At 45.2% G+C, this 24760-nt stretch carries 21 protein-coding genes; 3 read left to right on the top strand and 18 right to left on the bottom strand.

Annotated features, from left to right (window positions below; genetic code table 11):
• The first annotated feature begins 74 nt into the window (after positions 1–74).
• Positions 75–752 carry an AAA family ATPase gene (locus OA79_RS14330; RefSeq protein ID WP_063333919.1) on the top strand — a complete coding sequence of 226 codons (678 nt, stop codon included), beginning with the start codon at positions 75–77 and terminating at the stop codon, positions 750–752.
• Here OA79_RS14330 and tilS read toward each other — a convergent pair.
• The 18 genes from tilS to rpsB all read right to left on the bottom strand — a co-directional run bounded on the left by tilS (position 749) and on the right by rpsB (position 20828).
• On the bottom strand, positions 749–2059 hold the full coding sequence (gene tilS, locus OA79_RS14325) for a tRNA lysidine(34) synthetase TilS (RefSeq protein WP_063333918.1): 1311 nt from the start codon (positions 2057–2059) through the stop codon (positions 749–751). The genes OA79_RS14330 and tilS overlap by 4 nt on opposite strands.
• Positions 2060–2140: 81 nt before the next feature.
• Positions 2141–3088, bottom strand: coding sequence for an acetyl-CoA carboxylase carboxyl transferase subunit alpha (gene accA / locus OA79_RS14320; RefSeq protein WP_063333917.1), 948 nt, complete (start codon positions 3086–3088; stop codon positions 2141–2143).
• A 121-nt stretch (positions 3089–3209) separates the two neighbouring features.
• Positions 3210–6689: a DNA polymerase III subunit alpha gene (dnaE, locus tag OA79_RS14315; RefSeq protein WP_063333916.1), complete on the bottom strand. Its 3480-nt coding sequence runs from the start codon at positions 6687–6689 to the stop codon at positions 3210–3212.
• A 3-nt stretch (positions 6690–6692) separates the two neighbouring features.
• Positions 6693–7292: a ribonuclease HII gene (rnhB, locus tag OA79_RS14310; protein WP_063333915.1), complete on the bottom strand. Its 600-nt coding sequence runs from the start codon at positions 7290–7292 to the stop codon at positions 6693–6695.
• Positions 7292–8449, bottom strand: coding sequence for a lipid-A-disaccharide synthase (gene lpxB, locus OA79_RS14305; protein ID WP_063333914.1), 1158 nt, complete (start codon positions 8447–8449; stop codon positions 7292–7294). Before lpxB ends, rnhB begins: the two co-directional genes overlap by 1 nt.
• Before the next feature lie 65 nt (positions 8450–8514).
• Entirely contained in the window at positions 8515–9291 is a 777-nt protein-coding gene (lpxA, locus tag OA79_RS14300; protein ID WP_063333913.1) for an acyl-ACP--UDP-N-acetylglucosamine O-acyltransferase, read from the bottom strand.
• Positions 9291–9728, bottom strand: a complete 438-nt coding sequence (fabZ, locus tag OA79_RS14295; protein WP_013797122.1) for a 3-hydroxyacyl-ACP dehydratase FabZ — start codon at positions 9726–9728, stop codon at positions 9291–9293. The genes lpxA and fabZ overlap by 1 nt, the downstream gene beginning before the upstream one ends.
• A complete protein-coding gene (gene lpxD, locus OA79_RS14290) occupies positions 9728–10765 on the bottom strand; it encodes a UDP-3-O-(3-hydroxymyristoyl)glucosamine N-acyltransferase (RefSeq protein WP_063333912.1) in 1038 nt (345 codons plus the stop codon). Before lpxD ends, fabZ begins: the two co-directional genes overlap by 1 nt.
• Positions 10766–10768: 3 nt before the next feature.
• Positions 10769–11263, bottom strand: coding sequence for an OmpH family outer membrane protein (locus OA79_RS14285; protein WP_063333911.1), 495 nt, complete (start codon positions 11261–11263; stop codon positions 10769–10771).
• Between the two features lie 33 nt (positions 11264–11296).
• The gene (bamA, locus tag OA79_RS14280; protein ID WP_063333910.1) at positions 11297–13639 is read right to left on the bottom strand and encodes an outer membrane protein assembly factor BamA; all 2343 of its coding nucleotides are present in this window, start codon (positions 13637–13639) and stop codon (positions 11297–11299) included.
• Positions 13620–14969: an RIP metalloprotease RseP gene (gene rseP, locus OA79_RS14275; protein WP_063333909.1), complete on the bottom strand. Its 1350-nt coding sequence runs from the start codon at positions 14967–14969 to the stop codon at positions 13620–13622. The genes bamA and rseP overlap by 20 nt, the downstream gene beginning before the upstream one ends.
• Positions 14969–16141, bottom strand: a complete 1173-nt coding sequence (gene dxr, locus OA79_RS14270; protein ID WP_063333908.1) for a 1-deoxy-D-xylulose-5-phosphate reductoisomerase — start codon at positions 16139–16141, stop codon at positions 14969–14971. Before dxr ends, rseP begins: the two co-directional genes overlap by 1 nt.
• The gene (locus OA79_RS14265; protein ID WP_063333907.1) at positions 16142–16945 is read right to left on the bottom strand and encodes a phosphatidate cytidylyltransferase; all 804 of its coding nucleotides are present in this window, start codon (positions 16943–16945) and stop codon (positions 16142–16144) included. It lies immediately after the preceding gene.
• A gap of 2 nt (positions 16946–16947) precedes the next feature.
• Positions 16948–17679: a polyprenyl diphosphate synthase gene (gene uppS, locus OA79_RS14260; RefSeq protein ID WP_063333906.1), complete on the bottom strand. Its 732-nt coding sequence runs from the start codon at positions 17677–17679 to the stop codon at positions 16948–16950.
• A gap of 48 nt (positions 17680–17727) precedes the next feature.
• Positions 17728–18285: a ribosome recycling factor gene (gene frr, locus OA79_RS14255; protein ID WP_063333959.1), complete on the bottom strand. Its 558-nt coding sequence runs from the start codon at positions 18283–18285 to the stop codon at positions 17728–17730.
• Positions 18286–18292: 7 nt separating this feature from the next.
• Complete coding sequence (pyrH, locus tag OA79_RS14250) at positions 18293–19015, bottom strand: UMP kinase (protein WP_013797131.1); 723 nt, start codon at positions 19013–19015, stop codon at positions 18293–18295.
• 128 nt (positions 19016–19143) lie between these two features.
• Positions 19144–20004, bottom strand: a complete 861-nt coding sequence (gene tsf / locus OA79_RS14245) for a translation elongation factor Ts (RefSeq protein ID WP_063333905.1) — start codon at positions 20002–20004, stop codon at positions 19144–19146.
• Positions 20005–20093: 89 nt separating this feature from the next.
• Positions 20094–20828 carry a 30S ribosomal protein S2 gene (rpsB, locus tag OA79_RS14240; protein WP_063333904.1) on the bottom strand — a complete coding sequence of 245 codons (735 nt, stop codon included), beginning with the start codon at positions 20826–20828 and terminating at the stop codon, positions 20094–20096.
• 317 nt (positions 20829–21145) lie between these two features.
• Between rpsB and map the strand changes: the two genes are divergently transcribed.
• Both map and glnD read left to right on the top strand, forming a co-directional pair.
• Positions 21146–22003 carry a type I methionyl aminopeptidase gene (map, locus tag OA79_RS14235; RefSeq protein WP_197465401.1) on the top strand — a complete coding sequence of 286 codons (858 nt, stop codon included), beginning with the start codon at positions 21146–21148 and terminating at the stop codon, positions 22001–22003.
• A gap of 60 nt (positions 22004–22063) precedes the next feature.
• Complete coding sequence (gene glnD / locus OA79_RS14230; RefSeq protein ID WP_063333903.1) at positions 22064–24757, top strand: [protein-PII] uridylyltransferase; 2694 nt, start codon at positions 22064–22066, stop codon at positions 24755–24757.
• Positions 24758–24760: the final 3 nt, after the last annotated feature.

Raw genomic sequence — 24760 nt, 5'->3', positions numbered from 1 at the left:
TAGGGCAGCTAAAATCTTTCAGAATCAGAGGCTCACTTAACAACAATAAGCATGATCCATGAGCAGCTGACCAAATGAATACAACACGCCACAACTTGTACCAAAATACTGCCGATGTAAAACTAGCAATCGAAAAGATACAGACTCATTTGCAACAAGATAAACGCTGTCTGATTGCACTTGCAGGTGGGCCGGGTTCTGGAAAAAGTACGCTTGCTCGCTACTTAGCCGAACACGTTAATGCCGAACATCCTTCACAGGTCGCTTGTCTGTCTATGGATGGCTTCCACCTCCCCAAACAAAGCTTACGTAACTTACCCAATGCCGATGAGGCATTTGCTCGACGTGGCGCGGCTTGGACGTTTGATCATCATAAATTCGCCCAGTATGTCGCTAACATTGCCAACGCTTATCAAACCCTAGACTGCCAATGGCCCAGTTTTGATCATGGGTTAGGCGACCCAATTGACGACCACATATCCATTTCAAAACACACCAAAGTCATCTTGATTGAAGGACTTTATTTATTCTTACCTGAGACAGATTGGCAGAAAGCAGGTGATTATTACCATGAACGCTGGTTTCTAGATGTTCCGCTGGCGACCGCAATCGAACGATTAGCACTCAGACATCAAACGACGTGGAACCTGTCTTATCAACAAGCCATGAATAGAATTCAACAAAACGATGCACTCAATGCAGAACAAGTCGCTCAAACAAAATCGTCTGCAGATTGGCTCATTCAAGTTTAGTGATGGTTAGGAAAGGGTAAAGCCTTGCTTGGTTGCCACTCAAACTGCAGTTGGCCGTAATCAGGGTGACGCCATAAATTGGCAACCGCGACTAACTCATCTTGAATAAACACATAAGGTAAATGCTCTCGCCACCAAACCGGAATCTGCTGATCATTTAGCCATTTCTTCAATGAGCGAGTCTGTCCATTTGGCAATAATAATTTGGCCCCCAAAGGTCGTGCTTTCAGTTCAACCCCCGTCCCTTGGATGAGTCTAAGTTGGTCAAAACCTCGCGTTTTCATTTGGCCAATCACCAATGCACCATACTCGACTGAACGTTCACTTGGTAGCACATACAGGGCATTCTGATGACGCATCAAACGACCATCAGCAAACACGAACTCAGGTTGCTTATCTTCGCCGCCAGCAAACATATTAAGAACACTGTCACATTGCGCTTGCGTTAAGCTGCTCGTTTTTTGCTCTACAAATTGTCGCAACCAAAAGCGTCTTTGTGGCATTGGCTGTTGATACAGCCAATTCAAATCCAACCCACCATGGACATTAGATACATTCGATAAATGTTGCGCCGACAAGCTAGCTAACATTTCGTAGTCGTCAGCGACTCGTTGCGCCATGTTGGAAACACTCTGTTCCAAATTTGGAAAATGAGTCTTCATTAAAGGAATAACGTTTTGACGTAGAAAATTACGCGAAAAGCGTTCGTCTTGATTGGATTCGTCTTCCACCCAATGTAAAGCATGTTGCTTCGCATAATGCTCTATTTGAGCCTTATTGATCGCCAAAAATGGCCGTACTAAGCAAGCCCCCTTATCCCCTAAAGACCGAATCGATGGCATGCCAGCTAACCCTTTCGTTCCAGACCCTCTTGCCAGTCGAAACAACACCGTTTCCGCTTGATCTCCTTGATGGTGGGCCAAAAGCAACACATCCTCAGCCGACAAACTTTCTTCAAAGACCTGATATCTTGCTTTTCGAGCCGCATCTTCCAGCGAAGCTTGTGTTTTCAAATTCACTTTTTGGGCATAAAAAGTGACATTAAGGGCTTGGCAAACTTGCTGGCAATGGTCTAACCACGCGTCTGCATTTGGGCTTAAACCATGATGCACGTGCATCACGGTAACCTTTGCTTTTTGCTCAGGGGGAATTTGACTCACCAAAGCGTGCAATAATACATGGGAATCAACACCACCACTGTACGCCACCCAAACTCTGTTTGCTTGCACAAACAAAGACGTCAACCAAATCGGGTTAAACTCGATGTCAGTCGCAAAGTTTAAAGGCGGATGCTGCTGAAAACTCATATAAAGTGAACCATTTCATTAAGCGTCGGGAGCAGAAACAAAAAAGCCTCCAATCAGGAGGCTTTTGAGCAAATCAATCGATTATAAGCCGTATGACATTAAGCGGTTGTAACGACGTGCCAACAACTCTTCTGTTGTTAACGCTTCCATACGATCCAATGCCGCTAAAATGTTTTCTTTCAGGCTGTGAGCCATTTGCTCATGAGCATTGTGTGCTCCGCCCATTGGCTCTGGGATGATGGTATCAACCAAACCAAGTTCTTTTAGACGAGGCGCGGTAATGCCCATTGCTTTTGCGGCATCCGATGCTCGTTCTGCACTCTTCCATAGGATAGAAGCACAACCCTCTGGTGAGATAACGGAGTAAGTACCGTATTGCAACATCATCAGTTCATCACACACACCGATTGCTAGCGCACCACCCGAACCACCTTCACCAATAACTGTCGAGATGATAGGCGTTTTTAGACGCGACATAACCGCCAGGTTGTAAGCAATGGCTTCACTCTGACCACGCTCTTCCGCACCAATCCCTGGGTAAGCCCCAGGTGTGTCGATCAAGGTAACGATAGGCATATTGAAACGCTCAGCCGTTTCCATCAAGCGCAAAGCTTTACGGTAACCTTCAGGACGAGGCATACCAAAATTACGCAATACTTTTTCTTTCACTTCACGGCCTTTTTGATGACCAATGATCATCACAGGACGGCCATCTAGACGCGCGATGCCACCGACAATGGCACGGTCATCAGCATAGTGACGGTCACCATGCATTTCTTCGAAATCCGTAAAGACGTGTTCAATATAATCCAGTGTATAAGGACGCTTTGGATGACGGGCAAGCTGTGAAACTTCCCAAGCGCCTAAATTACTGAATAAACTTTTTGTTAGGGCGACTTTTTTGTCTTCTAGTCGGCTGATTTCATCACTGATGTTCAGTTCATTATCATTGCCTACTAAACGTAATTCTTCAATTTTTTGTTCAAGCTCAGCAATCGGCTGCTCGAATGGTAAATAATTTAAATTCATCGTTAACTACACTGCTGTCTGGTTGCCATCAAATATAAGGCAAATGGCATCGTGCCAATTGCTCTAAAGCGATAAAACGTATTACTACGCCACATTCCTTTGCACAAATTATAAAATGAGCCTAAGTATACACTAACTGAACATTTTGTTTACCGTATTGTTTCTGTAGTTGGTGAATTAAATCGTCATCTGGACGAACTCGCCAACTGGAACCTAAACGGATATCACCAAAAGCTTCAGGGGTATCAAACCCTATGACCACATCACAACCGTCTCCGCGGAATTCTGACATTTGATCAGCTAATGACTGAATATCAGCTGGTGTTACTGACTCTGAACTCCAAGTAATTCGCAATGCTTCGACATAACGAATACGAGCTTGAGCAATATCAAGTACATTTCGGGCAATGACTTTCTGTCCACCACGAAACTCGTCTACTGAAATCTCCCCCTCCACCACAACCACTTCGTCTTTGACGATGATGTCTTTGAAGTTTTCATAGTTATCAGGGAACACCGTCACCTCAATACGAGCGGAACGGTCATCCAATGTGACGAAGGCAATGTTACCACCTTTTTTACTCTTTGTTACACGCAAATCGACAATCAATCCTGCCATGACTTGCGTGTCACCACGCTTCGGTTGCAGATCGACAATTTTTGAGCGTGCAAATCGTCTGACCTCCTTTTCATACTCATCAATAGGGTGACCTGTCACATACAAACCTAGGGTGTCTTTTTCACCGTCTAAGCGCTGTCTACCAGGCCACTCATGCTGGATGCCTATTTCCTTATACGCATCTTCAGTGCTCTCTTCTACCGCCACACCAAACAGATCCATCATGCCTGCATCTTGGTTTTTGGCGTCTTGCACGGCCCGTTTCAAGGCTTCATCAATGCAAGCGTACAAGGTCGCACGGTTTGGTCCTATGGTGTCAAACGCACCAGAACGAACCAATGCTTCCATCACTCGTTTATTGACCTTCTTGCCAACACGCTGACAGAAATCAAAAATGTGTTCAAACGGACCATCCTTGCGCGCTTCTACAATGGCTTCAATTGGGCCTTCACCCACCCCTTTAATGGCACCTAAACCATACACTATAGCGCCTGCTGGATTGACCGTAAACTTGTAAACAGACTCGTTCACGTTTGGCAATTCCAGTGCCAAATTCATCGAACGACACTCTTCAATGAAAATGACGATCTTGTCCGTATTCTGCATATCAGCAGACAAAACCGCCGCCATAAAAGGCGCTGGATAATGATTTTTCAACCAAGCGGTTTGATAGGAAACTAAGGCATAGGCCGCCGAGTGAGATTTGTTGAAACCATAGCCAGCAAACTTCTCCATCAAATCAAAGATGTTACCGGATAAATCCTTATCGACGTTGTTTTTTAACGCCCCTTCCATGAAGATCAAGCGCTGTTCCGCCATGACCTCAGGTTTCTTTTTACCCATAGCACGACGCAATAAGTCAGCACCACCTAGAGAAAATTTCGCCAGCACCTGAGCGATCTGCATTACTTGCTCTTGATACAAGATAATGCCGTATGTAGGCTCCAAGACAGGGATCAAATCGTCATGTTGGTAATCAGGATGAGGGAAGGCTAATTCGGCACGCCCGTGCTTACGGTTTATAAAGTCATCTACCATGCCGGACCCTAATGGACCAGGACGATACAGTGCTACCAAGGCGATAATATCTTCAAAGCGCGATGGCAATAGTTTCTTAATCAGTTCCTTCATACCACGGGATTCCAGCTGGAATACCGCCGTGGTTTCGGCTCTTTGCAGTAAGTCGTAGGTGGATTTGTCTTCCAGATCAATCAGGGCAATATCCAATGGCGGTTTGCCATCTAGGGCATGGATATCATTGATGTTTTTCACCGCCCAATCAACCACGGTCAAGGTCTTCAAGCCCAAGAAATCGAACTTCACTAGCCCGGCTTCTTCTACGTCGTTTTTGTCGTATTGAGTCACCAAGCCGGAGCCATCTTCTTCACAATACAGTGGGGCGAAATCGACCAGTTTGGTTGGCGCGATTACCACACCACCGGCGTGCTTACCAAAGTTACGTACCACCCCTTCCAAAGACATGGCCATTTCCATGACATCCGCCGCCTCTTCATCCGCTGCCAAAAACTCTGGTAGCGCGGGCTCTTCTTCAAGTGCTTTGCTCAGCGTCATGCCGATCTCAAAGGGAATCAACTTGGACAGCTTATCACCCAAACTGTATGGCTTACCTTGCACACGCGCGACATCTCGCACAACGGCTTTAGCCGCCATGGCACCAAAGGTAATAATCTGGGAAACCGCATCACGACCATAAGTACGCGATACGTAATCAATTACCTTGTCTCGGTTATCCATACAAAAGTCGATATCAAAGTCAGGCATGGATACCCGCTCGGGGTTCAAGAAACGTTCAAACAGTAAATCGTATTCAAGCGGATCAAGGTCTGTGATCTTTAACGCATAGGCCACCAATGAACCGGCACCTGAACCTCGACCAGGACCGACTGGAATATCGTTGTCCTTCGCCCATTGTATAAAGTCCATTACGATCAGGAAGTAACCTGGGAACCCCATCTGATTAATAATGTTTAATTCGAAATCCAAACGATCCCAATATTCCTGTCGACGTTTCTCAACACGTTCACCGTACTTCAACACCAACACATCAAAGCGCTCTTTTAAGCCATCGAACGACAGCTTGTTAAAAAACTCTTCCATGGTCATGCCATCCGGCACAGGATAATCAGGTAAGAAATATTTACCCAGTAATACATCGACACTACAGCGCTTTGCTATTTCAACAGTATTTTCCAAAGCTTCAGGAATGTCTTGGAATAATTCCGCCATTTCTTCAGGCGTTTTAAAGTACTGCTCTTCAGAATAACGACGTACTCGTCGAGGATCATCAAGTGTAACCCCATCGTGAATACACACTCGTGCCTCATGGGCTTCAAAGTTTTCTCGTTTTAAAAAGCGCACGTCATTGGTCGCCACCACGGGGCAGCCCAGCTCAGCAGCCAGAGGAACAACGGCATGAATATAGTCTTCTTCACCCGCTCGACTAGTGCGCTGTAACTCCACATAAAAGCGATTAGGGAACACAGACATCCAATAAGCCAAATGTTGCTTCGCTAACTCTGCCCGGCCTTTTTGCAACAACAAGCCGATGTCGCCATAACCTGCACAGGATAAAGCAATCACGTCTTCGCTAGACGCCTCAATCCACTCTCTCTGGATAACTGGTCGACCTTCAACTTGCCCTAGCTGATATCCTTTAGAAATGATTTCTATGATGTTCTTGTAACCTTTATTGGACATCGCCAATAAAGTCATACGATAACGAGATTCGAGTTCCCCGGTATCATCCTCGATAACGACATCAGCACCACAAATAGGTTTAATGCCTTTATCCATAGCCCCTTTATAAAAACGCACAAAACCACATAAGTTATTTTCATCTGTGATGGCTACCGCCGGCATGGACATTAATTCCGTTGTCCCTAACAGACCTTTGACCTTGACTAAGCCATCCACCAAAGAAAACTCGGTATGCACTTTTAAATGTATGAACGATGCGGACAAAACTTATCCCTCTAGAATCTTTTTAACGGGTGCGAAACTGCGTCTGTGCAATGGGGTCACACCAAATTGTCGAATGGCTTCTAAATGCTGTGCCGTCGGGTAACCTTTATGCTTCTCTAAACCATATCCAGGGTACACTTCAGCCGCTTTTACTATGTCTCGATCACGAGTTACTTTCGCCAAAATAGAGGCCGCCGAAATGGCCGCATGTCGAGCATCCCCTTTCACTACCGCTTCGGCAGGACAAGGTAAATTAAGTGGCAGACGATTACCGTCAATTAAACAATGCTCCGCCATAGGCGATAACATTGCCACCGCTCGCGACATGGCCAGCATACTAGCGTGCAAAATATTCAATTGATCGATTTCTTCAATACTAGCACTGGCAATGGCATAACACAGTGCTTTAGCTTGGATTTCATCGAACAGAGCTTCACGCTTTTTTTCAGACAGTTTTTTAGAATCTGCAAGACCGGCAATAGGCTGCTGTGGGTCTAGAATCACCGCCGCCGCGACGACCTCGCCAGCCAACGGCCCTCTGCCCGCTTCATCTACGCCGGCCAACAAGGTCCCTGAATACAACTCGCTTACGAAGGGTTCCATTAGACTTCCTTATCCGCCAACATACTGATAATCGCTTTTGCGCCTTGCTCTCCGGCATTTTTTCGTAGCATCTGATGCAAATCCAAATACTTTTGCTGTATTTGTTTATCTTGTCTAAAAGATTGCCAGGTTTGCACCAAGCGTGTAGCCAAACTCTCTGGTACCGCTTCGTCTTGTAATAATTCAGGTACCAGGGTTTCATTTGCCAGTAAGTTCGGCAGAGACACATAAGGCACTTTAATCATACGTTTCATGATCGCAAAGGTTAATCGATTCACCTTGTACGCGACGACCATGGGGCGTTTAACCAACATGGCTTCCAACGCCGCCGTACCTGACGCCAATAAAATAGCATCCGCAGCCGCCATCACAGTACGTGATTGCCCATCTGTAATCACCGCTTGCGCATTCACTTCTTGTAGAATCGTCTCAATTTGTTCACGTCTAGCCTGATTCGCCGCAGGCATCAGAAACGTCGCCTGAGGTTCCTGTTGTTTAATCAACTTAATGGTCTCAGCAAACAAGGGAGCAAGTCGAGCCACTTCGCCTTCTCGCGAACCAGGTAAAATAGCAAACACTGGCCCTGTAATTGGGCCCAATTTTAGCGCTTCACGGGCTTGCTGTGGGTCACTCTGCAAAGGAATATCGTCCGCTAAGGTATGACCAACACACACCACAGGGATATTGTGTTGATGATAAATAGGCAGTTCAAAGGGAAACAAGGCCAACATTAAATCAACCGATTTTTTAATCTTAAAAATGCGCTTTTGACGCCATGCCCAAACAGACGGACTCACATAATGCACTGTTGGAATGCCAGCTTGTTTCAGCTTTCTTGCCAATGGCAAATTAAAGTCTGGGGAATCTATACCAATAAAGGCGGTAGGAGGATTAGCCAAACAAGATTGGTAAAGACGCTTACGAATACCCAGTAATTCTCTCAAACGGCCTAGGACTTCCACCAACCCCATCACTGACAGTCTATCCATTGGCACCATACTGGTTAAACCTTCCGCTTCCATTAGAGGCCCACCAATTCCTTCAAACACAGCGTCGGGCTGTAACGCTTTTAAATGCTTGATTAAATTCGCCCCTAAAATATCACCAGATGCTTCTCCGGCAACCAACACGTAACGTGCTGTCGACGTCACTTTCATTAATACAACCTCTAATAACGAAAAAACCCCGAAGCGTTCCGGGGTTTTCTTTTTCTATGGGGGAGTTATCGAATTATCCCGCGCTCAGACGCTCGAATCGATCTGACAAATTTTTCCACTTCAGGAATGGAATAGTCTGGGCTTTGTTCCAATTCACTCAGTACGGACTCCAGTGTTAAGCCTTTCAAATAGACACTTTTATAGGCATTTTTCAAGGCACGTATGACCTCTTTCGGAGTACCTCGACGACGCATCCCTTCAAAGTTCATACCATGCGCTTTAGCTGGATTTCCGGATACCATGATAAACCTTGGTACGTCCTTTGAGACCATGGATCCCATGCCGCACATGCTGTATGAATTCACCTGACAAAATTGATGAATCCCAGTATAGCCACCCAGAATGACATTATCGCCTAACGTCACATGTCCAGCTAATGCCGCATAGTTCGCCATAATATTATTGTCACCGACAACACAATCATGACCGATATGCGTACTGGCCATAAACAAATTACCACTACCTATAATAGTAATGCCTTGATCTTGTACGGTACCGCGATGAATAGTAGCATTTTCACGGATAACATTACTGTTACCAATCACCAAACGCGTTGGCTCACCCTTGTACTTTTTGTCTTGGTTTGCTTCTCCAACAGAAGCAAACTGGTAAATTTCATTATTTTCACCAATCTCAGTATGACCATTAATCACCACATGAGATTTAATAACACTACCAGCTCCAATTTTAACATTCGCTCCGATCACAGAAAACGGCCCAACTTCAACACTTGGGTCAAGTTCAGCACTCGGATCGACTAAAGCAGTTGGATGTATCGCCACTATAACTTCCTATCAGCACACATGATGGTTGCAGAACAAGCAAGCTGGCCATCAACCGTTGCTTTACACTCAAATTTCCAGATACCGCGTTTTTCGGCGATAATCTTTGCTTCCAATTGTAGACGATCACCTGGTACAACAGGACGTTTAAATCGAGCATTATCTGACCCGACAAAATAATAAATAGAACCGTCTTCTGGTGTCTTATCCATTGTTTTGAAACCGAGAACACCGGCCGCTTGTGCCATCGCTTCAATAATCAATACACCAGGCATCACCGGATGATCTGGAAAATGGCCATTAAAAAATGGTTCGTTCACAGTCACATTCTTATACGCCACGATGGAATCGTTCAGATTTAACTCAACAACACGATCAACTAGTAAAAACGGGTACCTATGAGGTAAATACTGACGAATTTCATTTACGTCCATCATTAAACATCAACCTTTTCTGAAAGCTTATTAATTTTCTGTTCCAGTGTTGTAACTTGCTTCGCCATATTATCAATTCGTCTAAAGCGTGCGACAGAACGACGCCACTTAGGCGTTGGTTCCAAACCCATTCCGGAGGAATAAGAGCCCGCTTCTGGAATCGATTTACTTACCATACTCATCGCTGTGATATGAACATGATCTGTGATTGTGATATGACCCGCAATCCCTACGCAACCAGAAATTGTACAGGAAGCACCTATCCTTGCACTTCCTGCTATCGCTGCTCCTGCAGCAATGGCGGTATTATCGCCAATTACGACGTTATGAGCAATTTGAACTTGATTATCTATTTTAACACCATGACCAATTTGTGTATTTTCTATTGCGCCACGGTCAATCGTCGTACTAGAACCTATTTCTACTCGATCACCAATAAGCACACTGCCAAGCTGATCGATTTTTTCCCATTCGCCGTTATTTGGCGCAAAGCCAAAACCATCAGCCCCCACAATGCAACCACTGTGGAAGATACAATCGGCGCCCACAAACACATCATGATAAAAAGTAACGTTGGGATATAAGCGCGTCGCACGCCCTAACGAGCAGCCACGACTGACGACTGTATTCGCTCCAATCACACAATCATCACCAATGATGACGCCGCAATCGATCACCGCGTTAGGGCCAATCACGACATTCTCACCCAGTTGTACATCGTCAGCCACAACCGCAGAAGGATGAACCCCTAACCAAGATTCCTTACGCGGAACAAATAAATGCGACAATTGAGCAAACGCAAGATAGGGATTAGCAACGATAATGGCATGATCAAGGTCAATCGCAAGCTCTTCAGTTTTTACTAGGACAGCACCCGCTTTAGTCTCTGCAAGCTGGCTTTGATATTTAGGGTTAGCTAAAAAACTTAATTCGTTTTTTGTGCCTTTTTCCAGCGTCCCTAATCTATCAATAACGAGGTGACTGTCGCCTTTGACGACGCCCCCGACTTTTTCAGCCAATTGCCCTAGCGTATAACTCATAAATTAATTGTCCTTATTAATGCGTTCCACCAATTCATTGGTGATATCGGATTCACTATTAGCATATAAGCTTAGCTGTCTATTTAATACTAAGTCTAGTTTACGTTCATCAATAATGGATTTTAGAGCCGCTTCACCTTTAGGAGTAAGACTTTCAATCAGCTTTTGTTCTAACAATTTAGCTTGTTGTTGCATTTTCGCGGCCATTTGGCGAATGCCATTTTGTCTTTTCACTAAATCATTACGACGCTTGTTGAATTCTTCTGGCGCCAACGTTAATTCTTCTCTTTTAAGCTGCTCGTCTGCTTCTTTTAGCGCTGTCTGTTCTTCTTCTAAACGGGCTTCCATTTGCGCCACTTTTTGCTTTGGTTCTTTGGCGGCTTGTTGGCCAATATTACTTTGTAATAGCGCGGCTCTAAAGTCGACCACGGCCATTTCTGTCGCTTGTACGCTGCTCATCAACATCAAGGCACAAAGTGCCAATATCATTCTTTTCATTACAAATCCTCTTATGCTTTTGCTCAGATTAACTTAGAAAGTTGTTCCTAACTGGAATTGAAAAACGTCGGTACTGTCACCGTCTTGCGCATTTAATGGTCTTGCAAAGTTAAACGACAGTGGTGCAATCGGTGTAATCCATGTCCAACTAAAACCTAGGCTTAAACGAATTTCATCCAAGTCCACCCCTTCATTACACTCGGTATTGGTCGACAAACAATCGTCTGTAAAAACGTTACCAGCATCTAAGAAAATCGACGTACGCACAGACTTATGATCTTCCACCATAGGAAGTGGGAAAATCAGTTCCGCGGTTCCCGTCATTAGAATATTCCCACCTAATGCTGACGTACTAGTGCCTTCATCATCGTATGAGTTTTGCGGGCCTAGTGAAGAAGCACCATAACCACGCACGGAATAAGCACCGCCGGCATAGTAGTTTTCAAAGAAAGGTAAGGAATCACTGTCACCATAACCCGCCCCATAACCAAGACGACCTTTCAGACGGAACAACCACAGGTCCGAACCGCTTAAATTCCAATACTTCTGTGATGTCAGGCCTACTTTTGCATACTGCTGATCGCCCACAGGTAAAGCAACTTCTAATGTCGCTTTGGTCGAATAACCATTGGTTGGCAATACCCCACCAATCAAATCACTATCAGACCAAGTCAAACTGGCAATAACATCGTCATAATTATTACCATGAGTATCGACATAATTTTCGGTCTCATTCGATGGGTCATAACCTAACTGAACCGTACTTTCCTTTACCGTCATGCCAAAGGTTAGACGCTGCGTATCTGAAATCGGGTAACCATAATTGACCCCAACACCGATTTCGTCTAAGTCATAATCCTCAACATCATCGTCGGCATGATCACTGGTTTGATAGAACACTTGGAAACCACGACTAACACCATCCACAGTAAAGTAAGGGTTATCATAATTAATCGAGTAATCCTGAGTGGAATCGGTACGAGAAGCATTGAAAGATAACTTATTACCTGTTCCTAAAAAGTTACGCTTAGAAATACCAAAGCCCAGTACTGTACCGTCTTCTTGTGAATAACCAATGCTGGCTTGAATACTACCTGAGGCTTGCTCTTCTACGACCACATCGATATCAACTTGATCCGTCGTGCCCGCCACAGGACGAGTACGCAAATCCACACTACCAAAGAAACCCAGACGCTCAATGCGACGTTTGGATGACTGAATTTTTGAGTGTGTCGCTAACGCGCCTTCAAATTGCGTCATCTCGCGGCGCAGTACTTCATCTTGAGTTTCGCTATTACCACTAAAGGTAATACGTCGAACATACACTTGTGGCCCAGGGGTAATTTGGTAGCTCAAATTGACCGTATGATCATCCAATTTTTCCGGAATCACATTCACATTGGTAAACAAGTATCCGTCATCACCCAACTCAGTTGAAATGCCTTCGATGATTTTCGTCACTTGGCTACGAGAAAAGAGATCGCCTTTCTTCTGCGTTATTTGCTTCCACACTCTGTCTTCTGAAATTGGCAAGCTACCACTTAAGGTCACATCATTCAGATAATAAGGCTGACCTTCATCAAGGTTGATCACGATGTAAACATCGCGTTTATCAGACGACAAACTGACTTGACTCGACACGACTTGGAAGTCTAAGTAGCCATTATCAAGATAGAAGCTTTTTAAAGTATTAATGTCACCTTGAATCTTAGCTTTGGCGTATTCATCGGCGGAGCTGAAGGGGTTCCAATAACCGGTTTCACGAGACTCAAAGTCTTTTGTTAACGTCTCTTCGTCAAAATGGTTATTACCAACGATATTGATGTGAACAATTTTCGCCGTGTCACCTTCATCGATATTAATTTTAATACCTGTACGGTTACGCGGCATTTCCTCAACAGAAATATCAACCTTGGCACTGTAACGGCCCAAAGCATAATATTGGCGCTGTAATTCTTGCGCTATTTGGTTCAGAGTTTCTGGTTTGTATATTTCACCAATCTCTAAGCCTGATAACTTAAGGCCTCGTTCTAAATCTTCTGTTTTAACCAGTTCATTGCCTTCGATCGTGAGGTTGCCAATGGAAGGACGTTCAACAAGCTTAAAAACGAGTACGTCGTTTTCTTCATAGACATCAATATCACTGAAGAATCCGGTATCAAATAACGCACTAATAGCCTGATAAACCTTCCCTGAGTCATAAGACTGATTTTCATTAAAACCGATTAAATCAAATGCTCTGGCTGATGGCATTTGTACTAAACCATCAATTCGGACATCCTCAACCGCTTTTGCAATACTTTGCACACTGATTAAAGTCAACAATACAGCTAGAACGACTCTCACATATACCTCTCTACAAGCGGGCAATATCATTAAAAATGGCAACGGCCATTAGAGCAAACAACAAAGAAGCCCCAACTCGATACGCCACCCCCTGCACCTTTTCAGATACAGGTTTACGACGAATGGCCTCGATACTAAAAAACAACAAATGCCCACCATCCAACATTGGGATGGGTAACAAATTCAACACACCAAGACTCACACTTAAGTAAGCCATAAACTTCAAAAATGACTGCAAACCAGAGTCCGCAGAAGCGCTGGCCACCTTAGCAATGGTGATCGGTCCGGATAAGTTATCCAGTGAAATTAACCCTTGCAACATCTTTCCAATGGAAGAAACCGTCAAAGAAACCATCTTTTCGGTTTGCTGAAAGCCATAACCAATGGCTTCAAACATACCGTAATGACGTTCTCGAATTAAGCTATCATCCCATTTGGGTGGTACAACGGCCAAACCAGCATAACCCATCACCTTACCATTACGTTCTGCAGCCGCAGGCGTTAAAGAAAGGGTTTTACTTTGTCCTTGCCTTAATACTACTACTGTCAGACGTTTACTTGGGCTGGTTTGCACTTTCTTTACAACCTGCTGCCAGCTCGACATGGCCTCATCATCGATTGATTCGATGGTATCGCCCGCTTCAAAGCCACCAGCCTGTGCCGCACCACCTTCAACCACCTGAGCAATAACAGGCACGACGGTCGGTTGCCATGGTAACAAACCAAAAGATTGAATGAGATTATTCGGTTCCTCACCAACTAGCCATCGATTCAAATTCACGGTGTCCTGCTGAATACTACTCAAACCGTCAACGCGATAGCGAACGATAATAGTTCTTGTTTGACCAATCAAGCCCGCAAGCGTTAAATTCACCTCTTCCCAAGAAGAAACCGCCTCACCAGCCACTTCAACCAGCTCATCGCCCTCTTGCATCTGTGTCTGAGAAGCCAAACTCCCCTCAGCAATATGACCAACTTTTGGCGCTAAACTCTGAATGCCAAGCAAAGCAACGAGACCATAAATCGCCACCGCCAAAATGAAATTTGCCAAAGGCCCTGCCGCCACAATAGCAATACGCTGCCACACATTTTTCTGAGTAAAAGCTTGATGCTTAAGAGCCTCTGGTACATTGCCTTCACGCTCATCCAGCATGCGCACATAACCACCAAGAGGAATCATCGCCAAAGTAAATTCTGTGCCGGTTTTCTTGCTCACATAACGGTAAATGGGTTTACCAAAACCGACTGAAAAGCGCAGCACTTTCACACCACAACGACGCGCCACATAATAATGACCAAACTCATGAAAGGTAATCAGTACCCCTAAAGCGACAACAATCGAAAGAATATTTTGCAGCATTAAAATGCCTCCTGAGCAATACAGGCTTCGGCCAGTTTGCGGGCACCAGCATCCGCGGCAAAGACCACTTCAAGATCATTCACAGGGATCACTTCTGCTTGATGCAACACACTATAATTGACACGCGCTATGTCTAAGAAACCAATTCGCCCCTGTAAAAAGGCCGCTACCGCTACCTCATTCACCGCATTTAAAGTCGCCATCGCCGTCCCACCCAGATACCAAGCATCCGCCGCCAATTGTAAATTGGGGAAGCGCTGTAAGTCTGGAGACTCAAAATTTAACCGAGCAATTTCGGTAAGATTCAATACAGGGACATTGGTTTCAATTCGATTGGGCCAAGTCATGCCATAAGCAATGGGGATTTTCATGTCAGGGTTGCCCATTTGAGAAATGACCGACCCGTCGCGATACGACACCATAGAATGAATAATACTTTCAGGGTGAACCACCACATCAACATCGTCAGGGGTGACATCAAATAGCCAACAGGCTTCGATTAGCTCTAAGCCTTTGTTCATCAAGGACGCAGAATCAATGGAGATTTTTTGACCCATCGACCAATTGGGGTGCTTACAAGCTTGTGCAGGTGTGACGTTAGCCATCTCATCTAATGACCAAGTACGAAATGGGCCGCCAGATGCGGTTAAAATGATTTTATCCACGTCTTGTTTGTGCGCTCCAGTTGAACGCTGAGGCAAGCTTTGATAGATCGCATTGTGTTCACTGTCAATCGGTAACAAACACACATTGTGACTGGCTACTTCATCCATAAACAACTTGCCAGCTGTCACCAAGGATTCTTTATTCGCCAATAGAATACGTTTACCCGCACGAATCCCAGACAGGGTCGGCTTCAATCCAGCAAACCCCATGATCGCAGCCATCACTTGATCAACAGCACGATCTGCCGCAATACTCTCTAAAGACGACTCGCCCCATTCAAAGGAAATATCAAGATCCGCACACAACACGGCCAACTCGTCTCGAGCGGCTTGAGTCCCCATCACCACACGTTGTGGCTGGAACTGGCGACAAATGTCCACCATTCTAGCCACACTGGTATTGGCGGAGGCACTGACAAGAGAAAACTTATCTGGATGCTGAGCGATAATGTCCAGCGTACTTTGCCCAATCGAGCCCGTTGCGCCTAATAGACAAATACCTTGCATCTAAAGCCATCCACTTAACAATAAAAACAAAACATATACTGGTGCAGCGGCCGTCAAACTGTCGACACGATCCATCACACCACCGTGACCAGGAATCAAATGACTAGAGTCTTTTAACGACTCATGGCGCTTAAACAAACTTTCCGTTAAATCGCCTAACACTGAGACAGCCGTCGTCAACAACGCAACCAAAGCCAATAAAAACCATTCAAGTACGCTAAAAGCTTGCCATTGGCAGAAAAAAGCAACGCCCACTTGCGTGAGGATAATGCCGCCAATCACCCCTTCCCACGATTTACCTGGACTAACGAATCTGGCCAATTTGCGTTTACCAAAGGCACGACCGGCAAAATAAGCCCCTGAGTCAGCCCCCCAAATAAGCCCCATCAGCAACAGTACCCAGATAACAAAATCAGCGGATTGTTTTAACACAACCAAAGCAGCCCAAGTCGACACCATGACCAACACCCCGAACACAAGTCGAGCATAAGTATGCTGCCAGACTAAAGGCGTTGGGTAACGAATCACCCAATACAAAGCTAAACACCACAAAATAGGGCTAATATACAAACTAAGGGTGAGTAACTGATAGACAGAAGACACATAACAAAGCATGGCGACAAAAGCCGCAAAACCAATACGACCCACTTGCCCTTTAGCGCCAGATAAACGCGCCCATTCCCAAGCCGCCAGCACCACAACACCCGCCATAGAAACGGAAAAAGCGAACGTGTCTAAAAAGAAGACCGCATAGATAAACAAAAAAGCCATTACGATGGCACTGAGAATACGAGGAAGTAGCATGATTATCGCCCACCATAGCGACGCTGACGATTCTGATAAATGCCAATGGCTTCATCAAAATCAGATTGATCAAAGTCCGGCCACAAAACCGGCAAAAAGACAAACTCTGAGTACGCTGATTGCCACAACATAAAGTTACTAATACGCTCTTCGCCAGACGTTCGGATTAACAAATCCGGTTCAGGTAAATCCGCCAACTGAATTCGTGACGCCAATTTTTCCGCTGTAATGTCTTCAGGAGATAACTGACCTGACGCCACTTCTTCGGCTAATAATTTGGCCGCTTGAGCAATGTCCCAACGACCACCATAGTTCGCTGCGATGACTAGCGTCATCTGATCATGATCTTTAGTAGCGTCTTCAGTCGCGCGAATTTGCGCCTGTAAACTGTCACTAAAACCTGACACATCCCCCATTACTCGCAGTCGAATTTTATGAGCCTTGAGACGTTTTAGTTCTTTTTTCAGGGAGCGCATAAAGAGCCCCATCAAACCATCCACTTCCACCTGTGGGCGCTTCCAGTTTTCACTGGAAAATGCGAACAAGGTCAACACCTTTACCCCAGATCGAGCGGCCGCCTCAACGGTACGACGCACCGCTGCCGCACCCGCTGTATGACCCGCAATACTCGGGAGATGTTTTTTCTTCGCCCAGCGATTATTACCATCCATGATAATGGCAATATGAGCCGGGCTGACTGCAGATTCAGCGCTGCTGTCAACCAATTCAGACATACATATATCCTAGCCAATAAAAAAAGCGAGCTAAGCTCGCTTCTCTCATTAAATTTCCATCAAGTCTTTTTCTTTCGCGGCAAGGCGCTCTTCTACCTGAGCGACAAACTTATCCGTTAGCTTTTGCACTTGATCTTGGCCACGACGATCTTCGTCTTCAGAGATTTCTTTCTCTTTCACCAAGTCTTTCAAATTTGCATTTGCATCACGACGGATATTACGAATGGCAATACGACCATTTTCCGCTTCCGATTTTGCTTGCTTGAAATAGTTTTTACGAGTCTCTTCCGTCAAAGCCGGCATTGGAATGCGAATAAGGCTTCCGTTGGTTGCCGGATTCAAACCAAGATCTGATTTCATAATGGCTTTTTCAATTTCCGGCACAAGGTTACTTTCCCAAGGAGATACACCTAAAGTACGCGCGTCTTCGACCGTGATATTGGCAATCTGACTTAAAGGGGTATCAGAACCGTAGTAGTTCACTTTGATCGAATCTAACAAGCTTGGGTGCGCACGCCCTGTACGGATTTTTTTAAACGCGGATTCAACAGAGGATACTGCTTTACTCATACGCTCTTCTGCGTCTTTTAAAATTTCGTTAATCATAACTTCCTCACTCAATCAGTGTGCCTTCATTACCACCAACCATGATGTTGATCAGGGCGCCAGGCTTGTTCATATTAAATACTCTTAATGGCATAGAATGGTCACGAGTTAAACAAATAGCGGTTAAATCCATCACGCCCAATTGTTTCTCTAATACTTCATCGTAACCCAATTTATCATATTTAACGGCATCAGGATCTTTCATCGGATCCGCCGAGTAAACGCCATCTACTTTTGTCGCTTTCAATACAACATCGGCGTCAATCTCAATACCGCGCAAACAAGCAGCAGAGTCCGTTGTAAAGAAAGGATTACCCGTGCCAGCAGAGAAGATCAACACATCACCTTCTTTCATCAAACGCATCGCACGGCGTCGGTCATACGGCTCAACAATACCTGTCATAGTAATGGCCGACATAACACGAGTCGCAATGTTCGCTCTTTCTAGCGCATCACGCATTGCTAAGGCATTCATTACCGTTGCCAACATCCCCATGTGATCACCTGTCACACGGTCCATACCGGCCTGGCTTAAGGCTTGACCACGAAATAGGTTGCCACCACCAATAACAATCCCGACCTCAACCCCAATACCGCGTAATTGACCAATTTCCAGCGCAATACGGTTCAATACTTTAGGATCAATACCGAAAGACTCATCACCCATCAAGGCTTCGCCACTCAACTTAAGCAAAATACGTTTGTAATTTGGATTCTTTTCTTTTGGCATACCCACCTCCGGCAAGGGATTTCATCTTTAGAGCAATTGAATCTAATAACACGACTCTTTTGCATCCAGCTTTCATAAAAAGGGGCAGTCAAGCTGCCCCTTTTAAAAACACATTACACAACTTGGAATTAACCTTTAAGCTGTGCAGCAACCTCTGCAGCGAAGTCAACTTCTTCTACTTCAATGCCTTCACCTACTTCAAGGCGAACGAAAGAAGTCACAGAAGCGCCAGCATCTTTCACAAGTTGACCCACTTTAATTTCTGGGTTCTTAACGAAAGGCTGTTCAACAAGGCTGTTTTCAGCCAAGAACTTCTTCATACGACCAACAATCATCTTATCAACGATTTCAGCTGGCTTACCAGCCATGTCTGGCTGCGCACGAATGATTTCTTCTTCTTTGGCTAGAACGTCAGCAGGCATGTCATCGCCTTTAACAACGCGAGGCGCAACGGCCGCAACGTGCATAGAAACGTCTTTCGCTAACTCGGCAGAACCGTTCTCTAGTTGAGTCAATACAGCAATTTGACCGTTACCGTGTAGGTAACCACCAATTAGACCGCCTTCAACGAGAACCGCACGACGAGGCGAAATGTTTTCACCAATTTTTTGAACCAAAGCTTCACGAGCCTGGCCAATTTCGCCAGCCAACAACGTTTCCATGTTGGTTTCTTTCGTTGTGAAAACGATGTCAGCAACTTTGTTTGCAAACGCAACAAAACCTTCATCACGTGAAGCGAAGTCAGTTTCAGAGTTTACTTCAACCAATACACCGTAAGAAGCATCGTCAGCAACACGCATAACGATAGTTCCTTCCGCTGCAGTACGGCCTGCTTTCTTAGCGGCTTTCATACCACTAGATTTGCGAAGCTCTTCGATAGCCACTTCGATATCACCGTTAGCAGCGACAAGTGCTTTTTTACACTCCATCATGCCAAGGCCAGTACGTTCACGTAGCTCTTTTACCAATGCTGCAGATACTGCGGCCATGTTAAATCCTCTTTTACCAATTCAAATTTAAAAAAGGAGGCGAGTCACTCGTCCTCCCTTTAGAAACCAGAACAAACTCGAAAGTTTGCTTACGCTTCAGTAGCTTCGTTTACTTCAACGAATTCGTCAGCACTGCCAGCAGTTGCAGAACGGCCTTCAAGTACCGCATCAGCAAAGGCTGAAACATAAAGCTGAACCGCACGAATCGCATCGTCGTTAGCTGGAATGATGTAGTCAACGCCATCTGGGTTACTGTTAGTATCAACGATACCGATAACAGGGATACCTAGCTTGTTTGCTTCTTTGATCGCGATACGCTCGTGATCAACGTCGATAACAAACAATACGTCTGGTAGACCACCCATGTCTTTAATACCACCCATTGAAAGCTCAAGTTTCTCAAGCTCACGAGTACGCATCAAAGCTTCTTTCTTAGTCAATTTTTCGAACGTACCATCAGTCATCTGAGACTCAAGCTCACGAAGGCGCTTGATAGAAGCACGGATGGTTTTGTAGTTCGTCAACATACCACCTAACCAACGGTGGTTAACGTATGGCATGCTTGCACGAGCTGCTTGCTCTTTGATTGTTTTAGATGCTGCACGCTTTGTACCAACAAACAAAACCTTGTTTTTGTTCTCAGCCATTTTTTTAACGAGCTCTAGAGCTTCGTTAATAGCAGGAACTGTGTGCTCAAGGTTGATGATATGAATCTTGTTACGAGCACCGAAAATGAATGGCTTCATTTTTGGGTTCCAGTAACGAGTTTGGTGACCAAAGTGTGAACCAACCTGTAGAAGGTCGCGCATAGAAACTGTAGGCATTTTACTATCCTTTATTTGGGTTAAATTGTGCTTACCAGCTAAAAGCATCAGTCAAACAAGGTTTAAGGCAACCTAAGACACCCCAGACACTTTCATTTATTGCGGCAAGATCGTTAGTTTTAAGTAATTACTTAACTTGTGGACATAAGCCCGTTAAGCCGGCGTTTTATACCACAAACAAGAGTAAATCAAAAGACAAAAAGCGCATTTTAGCCATTAAACCAAGCAATGTTTTTTCATTTAGAGAGGCGATTCTGCCGCTCAACTCATGTAGAATACCCCACAACTAAATGAAAACTCTTTAAGATCGATAGACTATGAGCAACGAAATTCTACTAAAAGTTGAACAACTCACACAAAATGGCCGTCTTGACGTTCCCCAAGCAACACCTCGTCCTGCGGCGACACGCTTCACTGACATCAGCGACATCGAAGGCATGCGAACCGCTGGCAAACTGGCTGCAGACGTTCTAGTGATGCTAGAAGAATTTGTTGTGCCAGGCGTGAGCACCGAACAGCTTGATATCATCGCCCACAACTACATTGTTGAGCAGCAAGGCGCGATTCCAGCCCCGCTGAATTATCACGGCTTTCCAAAATCCTGCTGCACATCGGTAAACGACGTAATTTGTCATGGCATCCCAAACGATAAAGCCTTGAAAAAAGGCGATGTCGTCAACATCGACATCACCATTATCAAAGATGGTTATTATGGTGATACCAGCAAAATGTTCTTTGTTGGCCCAGTGGCACCACACGCCGAGCGCCTTGCTAAAGTGACTCAAGAGTGCCTTTACTTAGCCATCGACATGGTAAAACCGGGTGTACAACTGGGTGACATCGGAGCCGCCATTGCCGCTCATGCCCACAAAAACCACTATTCCGTGGTAGAAGAATATTGTGGTCATGGCGTCGGCACAACCTTCCATGGTGAACCACAAGTCGCTCACTACGGTAAAGCGGGCACTGGGGTTGCATTGGAAGAAGGCATGACTTTGACCATAGAGCCAATGATTAACGCCGGTAAAAAACAGGTTAAACACTCTGGTCCTGACAACTGGATTGCGAAAACTAAAGACGGCCGTTTGTCTGCTCAATATGAGCACACACTGCTTGTCACGGCGAACGGAGTAGAAGTTCTAACTCGCCGCCCAGAGGAAACGCGCTTCGCATAGAAGCGCGGTTTCAATTCACTAACCCTCAGATCAACCGTATCCATTCTTCGAGGCTTTTGTATGGACTTCCCTGCTTTTCCAGACGCTCCGCCACTTCTTTCAAATGAAGAAAAACACGAGCTTTCCCAAGCTGAATGCTCGATTCCTCGCTACAAAGCCATTATTGAAGAAAAAACCAACGCCTATAACGACCTATTTCACACTCTCTACCCGATTGAGAAACTGGTTAAAGGTCTCTCTGCTTTTTTTGATGAGGTATTACAAGCTGCTTGGAAAGCCAAAGGACTGGATGTCGAAAAGCACGTTAGCTTAGTCGCCGTGGGTGGATATGGACGCAGTGAGCTGCACCCGAAATCGGACATTGACCTGTTGATTCTGATTGAGAACGAAACCTCTGCACCGAAAGACAAGCTTGAGGCTTTCATCACCTTCTTGTGGGACATCAATTTAGACATCGGCCACAGTGTACGCAGTCTGGATGAATGCACTGATATCGCCAAGCAAGACATCACCATCATTACCAACTTGATCGAATCTCGCACTCTGAGCGGACCAGAAAGCTTATTGAGCAAACTGCAAGTAAACATCGATACCGACAAAATGTGGGATGGTCGCTCGTTTTATGAAGCCAAGCTACAAGAGCAGAAACAGCGTCATGGCAAATATCAAAATACGGCCTACAACCTAGAGCCAAATCTAAAAGAATGTCCGGGCGGTTTACGTGACATGCAAGTCATTGACTGGGTTGCTAAACGTCACCTTCATACCCATAGACTCAGCGCATTAATTGACAAAGAATTCCTTTCAGAAGACGAATACATTCAAATCAAAGGCGCAGTCAGTCACTTGTGGCGCATTCGCTGGGCACTGCACACGATCGCCGGGCGCAAAGAAGATCGCCTGCTATTTGATCATCAACGCACCTTAGCAAAACTCTTCGGTTTCGATGATGATGATTTAAAACGCAACGTTGAACGCTTTATGCAGGGCTATTATCAAAGTGTCGCGGCCATTCAACAATTAAACGATCTCCTACTGCAGCATTTTGAAGAATCTTTTCTAAGCAGCGATGAGAAAGACAACATTGAAGTCATTAATGATCGCTTTCAAATTGCCAATGGTCAGCTAGAAGCTCGTTCTAGCCACTTATTCCAAGACAATCCATCCTGCATGCTGGAACTCTATGTTCTGTTCGGTGAGTATGAAAACATTCGCGGCATTCGCGCCAATACCATGCGCCAATTACGCGACAGCTTGGATTTGATTGACGATGACTTCCGCAACAACAAGGTCAACACTGACTTATTTTTAGACATTATTGCCAGCCGCTATCGACTTACCAGCATCCTACGTTCAATGAAACACCTTGGACTTTTGGGGCGCTACTTACCAGAATTTGGCGCCATCATTGGTCAGATGCAACATGACTTGTTCCACATTTATACAGTCGATGCGCACACCCTACAACTGATCGAAAATTTGCGCCGCTTATGGCTAGCTGAGTTTAAACACAAATTCCCGATTTCTGCGCAAGCGATTCGCCACGTTCCAAAAGTTGAACTGCTCTATATTGCTGGCTTATATCACGACATAGCCAAAGGGCGTGGCGGCGATCACTCTGAACTGGGCTGTGTTGATGCACAACTCTTTTGTGAGCGACACGGATTATCGAAACGCGATACGGAACTCGTCATCTGGTTGGTTCGCAATCACTTGTTTATGTCGGTCACCGCACAACGTAAAGACATATCCGATCCAGAGGTTATTTGGGAATTTGCCAGCTATGTCAAAGATCAAGAACACCTAGATTACCTCTTCATCTTAACGGTTGCCGACATTAACGCGACCAATCCAACCATGTGGAATAGTTGGCGAGCCTCATTGATGCGTCAACTCTATTTGGAAACGAAGCGCGCCCTGCGCCGCGGTCTCGACTCCCCCATTGATGCCGAAACCATCAGTGATGAACACAAACAAAGAGCGCTGGAAATTATTATTGAACGCAATGTCGATATTGCCGAAGCCGAAGCCATTTGGGACACCATTGAAGAGGAATACTTCATTCGCTCAAATGGGGATGAAATCGCGTGGAATACCGAAGCCATTATACGCCACAGGCCGAGTGATAAACCCCTGATTGCGATTACCCCCCTAGGAGGCAGAAACTTTTCAGGGGCCAGCAAAATTTTTATCTACACCCCCATCAGCGAACATTTATTTGCCGTCACGGCCGCCATTTTTGAGCAATTGGGGCTGACCATTCTAGACGCAAAAATTAGCCATACCAGCGACAATTACACTTTAGACAGCTTTGTGGTCATGGACAGCAATGAAGCGGACAAGAATCTATACCTTGATAAACAGCGCATTGATTTGATAAAAGACACCTTGATGGAGCAACTGGAAAACCCTTCTTCTTATGGCAGTGTGGTACAACGTCACACACCAAGAATCTTGAAGATTTTCAATTCACCATCAACCGCGCATTTTGTCAGTCAAGCAGAAGAAGTATGGTCCGCTCTAGAGGTGACAGCCCCTGATCGTCCTGGGTTATTAGCCCTAATCGGCCAATTCTTTATGAACCATAACATCATGCTGCACAAAGCTAAGATTGCGACCCTGGGCGAACGCGTAGAAGACACATTTTACATCACCGATGACCAAGGTGAGCTGATCAGTGATCCGCAGCGTATGGACTCCATTTGTAACCTATTAAAAGAAAAAATTGACCGCTTTTCGCAAGCGACGGATTAAAGA

The sequence above is a fragment of the Marinomonas sp. TW1 genome, assembly GCF_001625355.1.
GTDB lineage: Bacteria > Pseudomonadota > Gammaproteobacteria > Pseudomonadales > Marinomonadaceae > Marinomonas.
The sequence above is the reverse complement of the archived record's forward strand: the minus strand, read 5'-3'. Positions and strand labels throughout refer to the sequence as shown.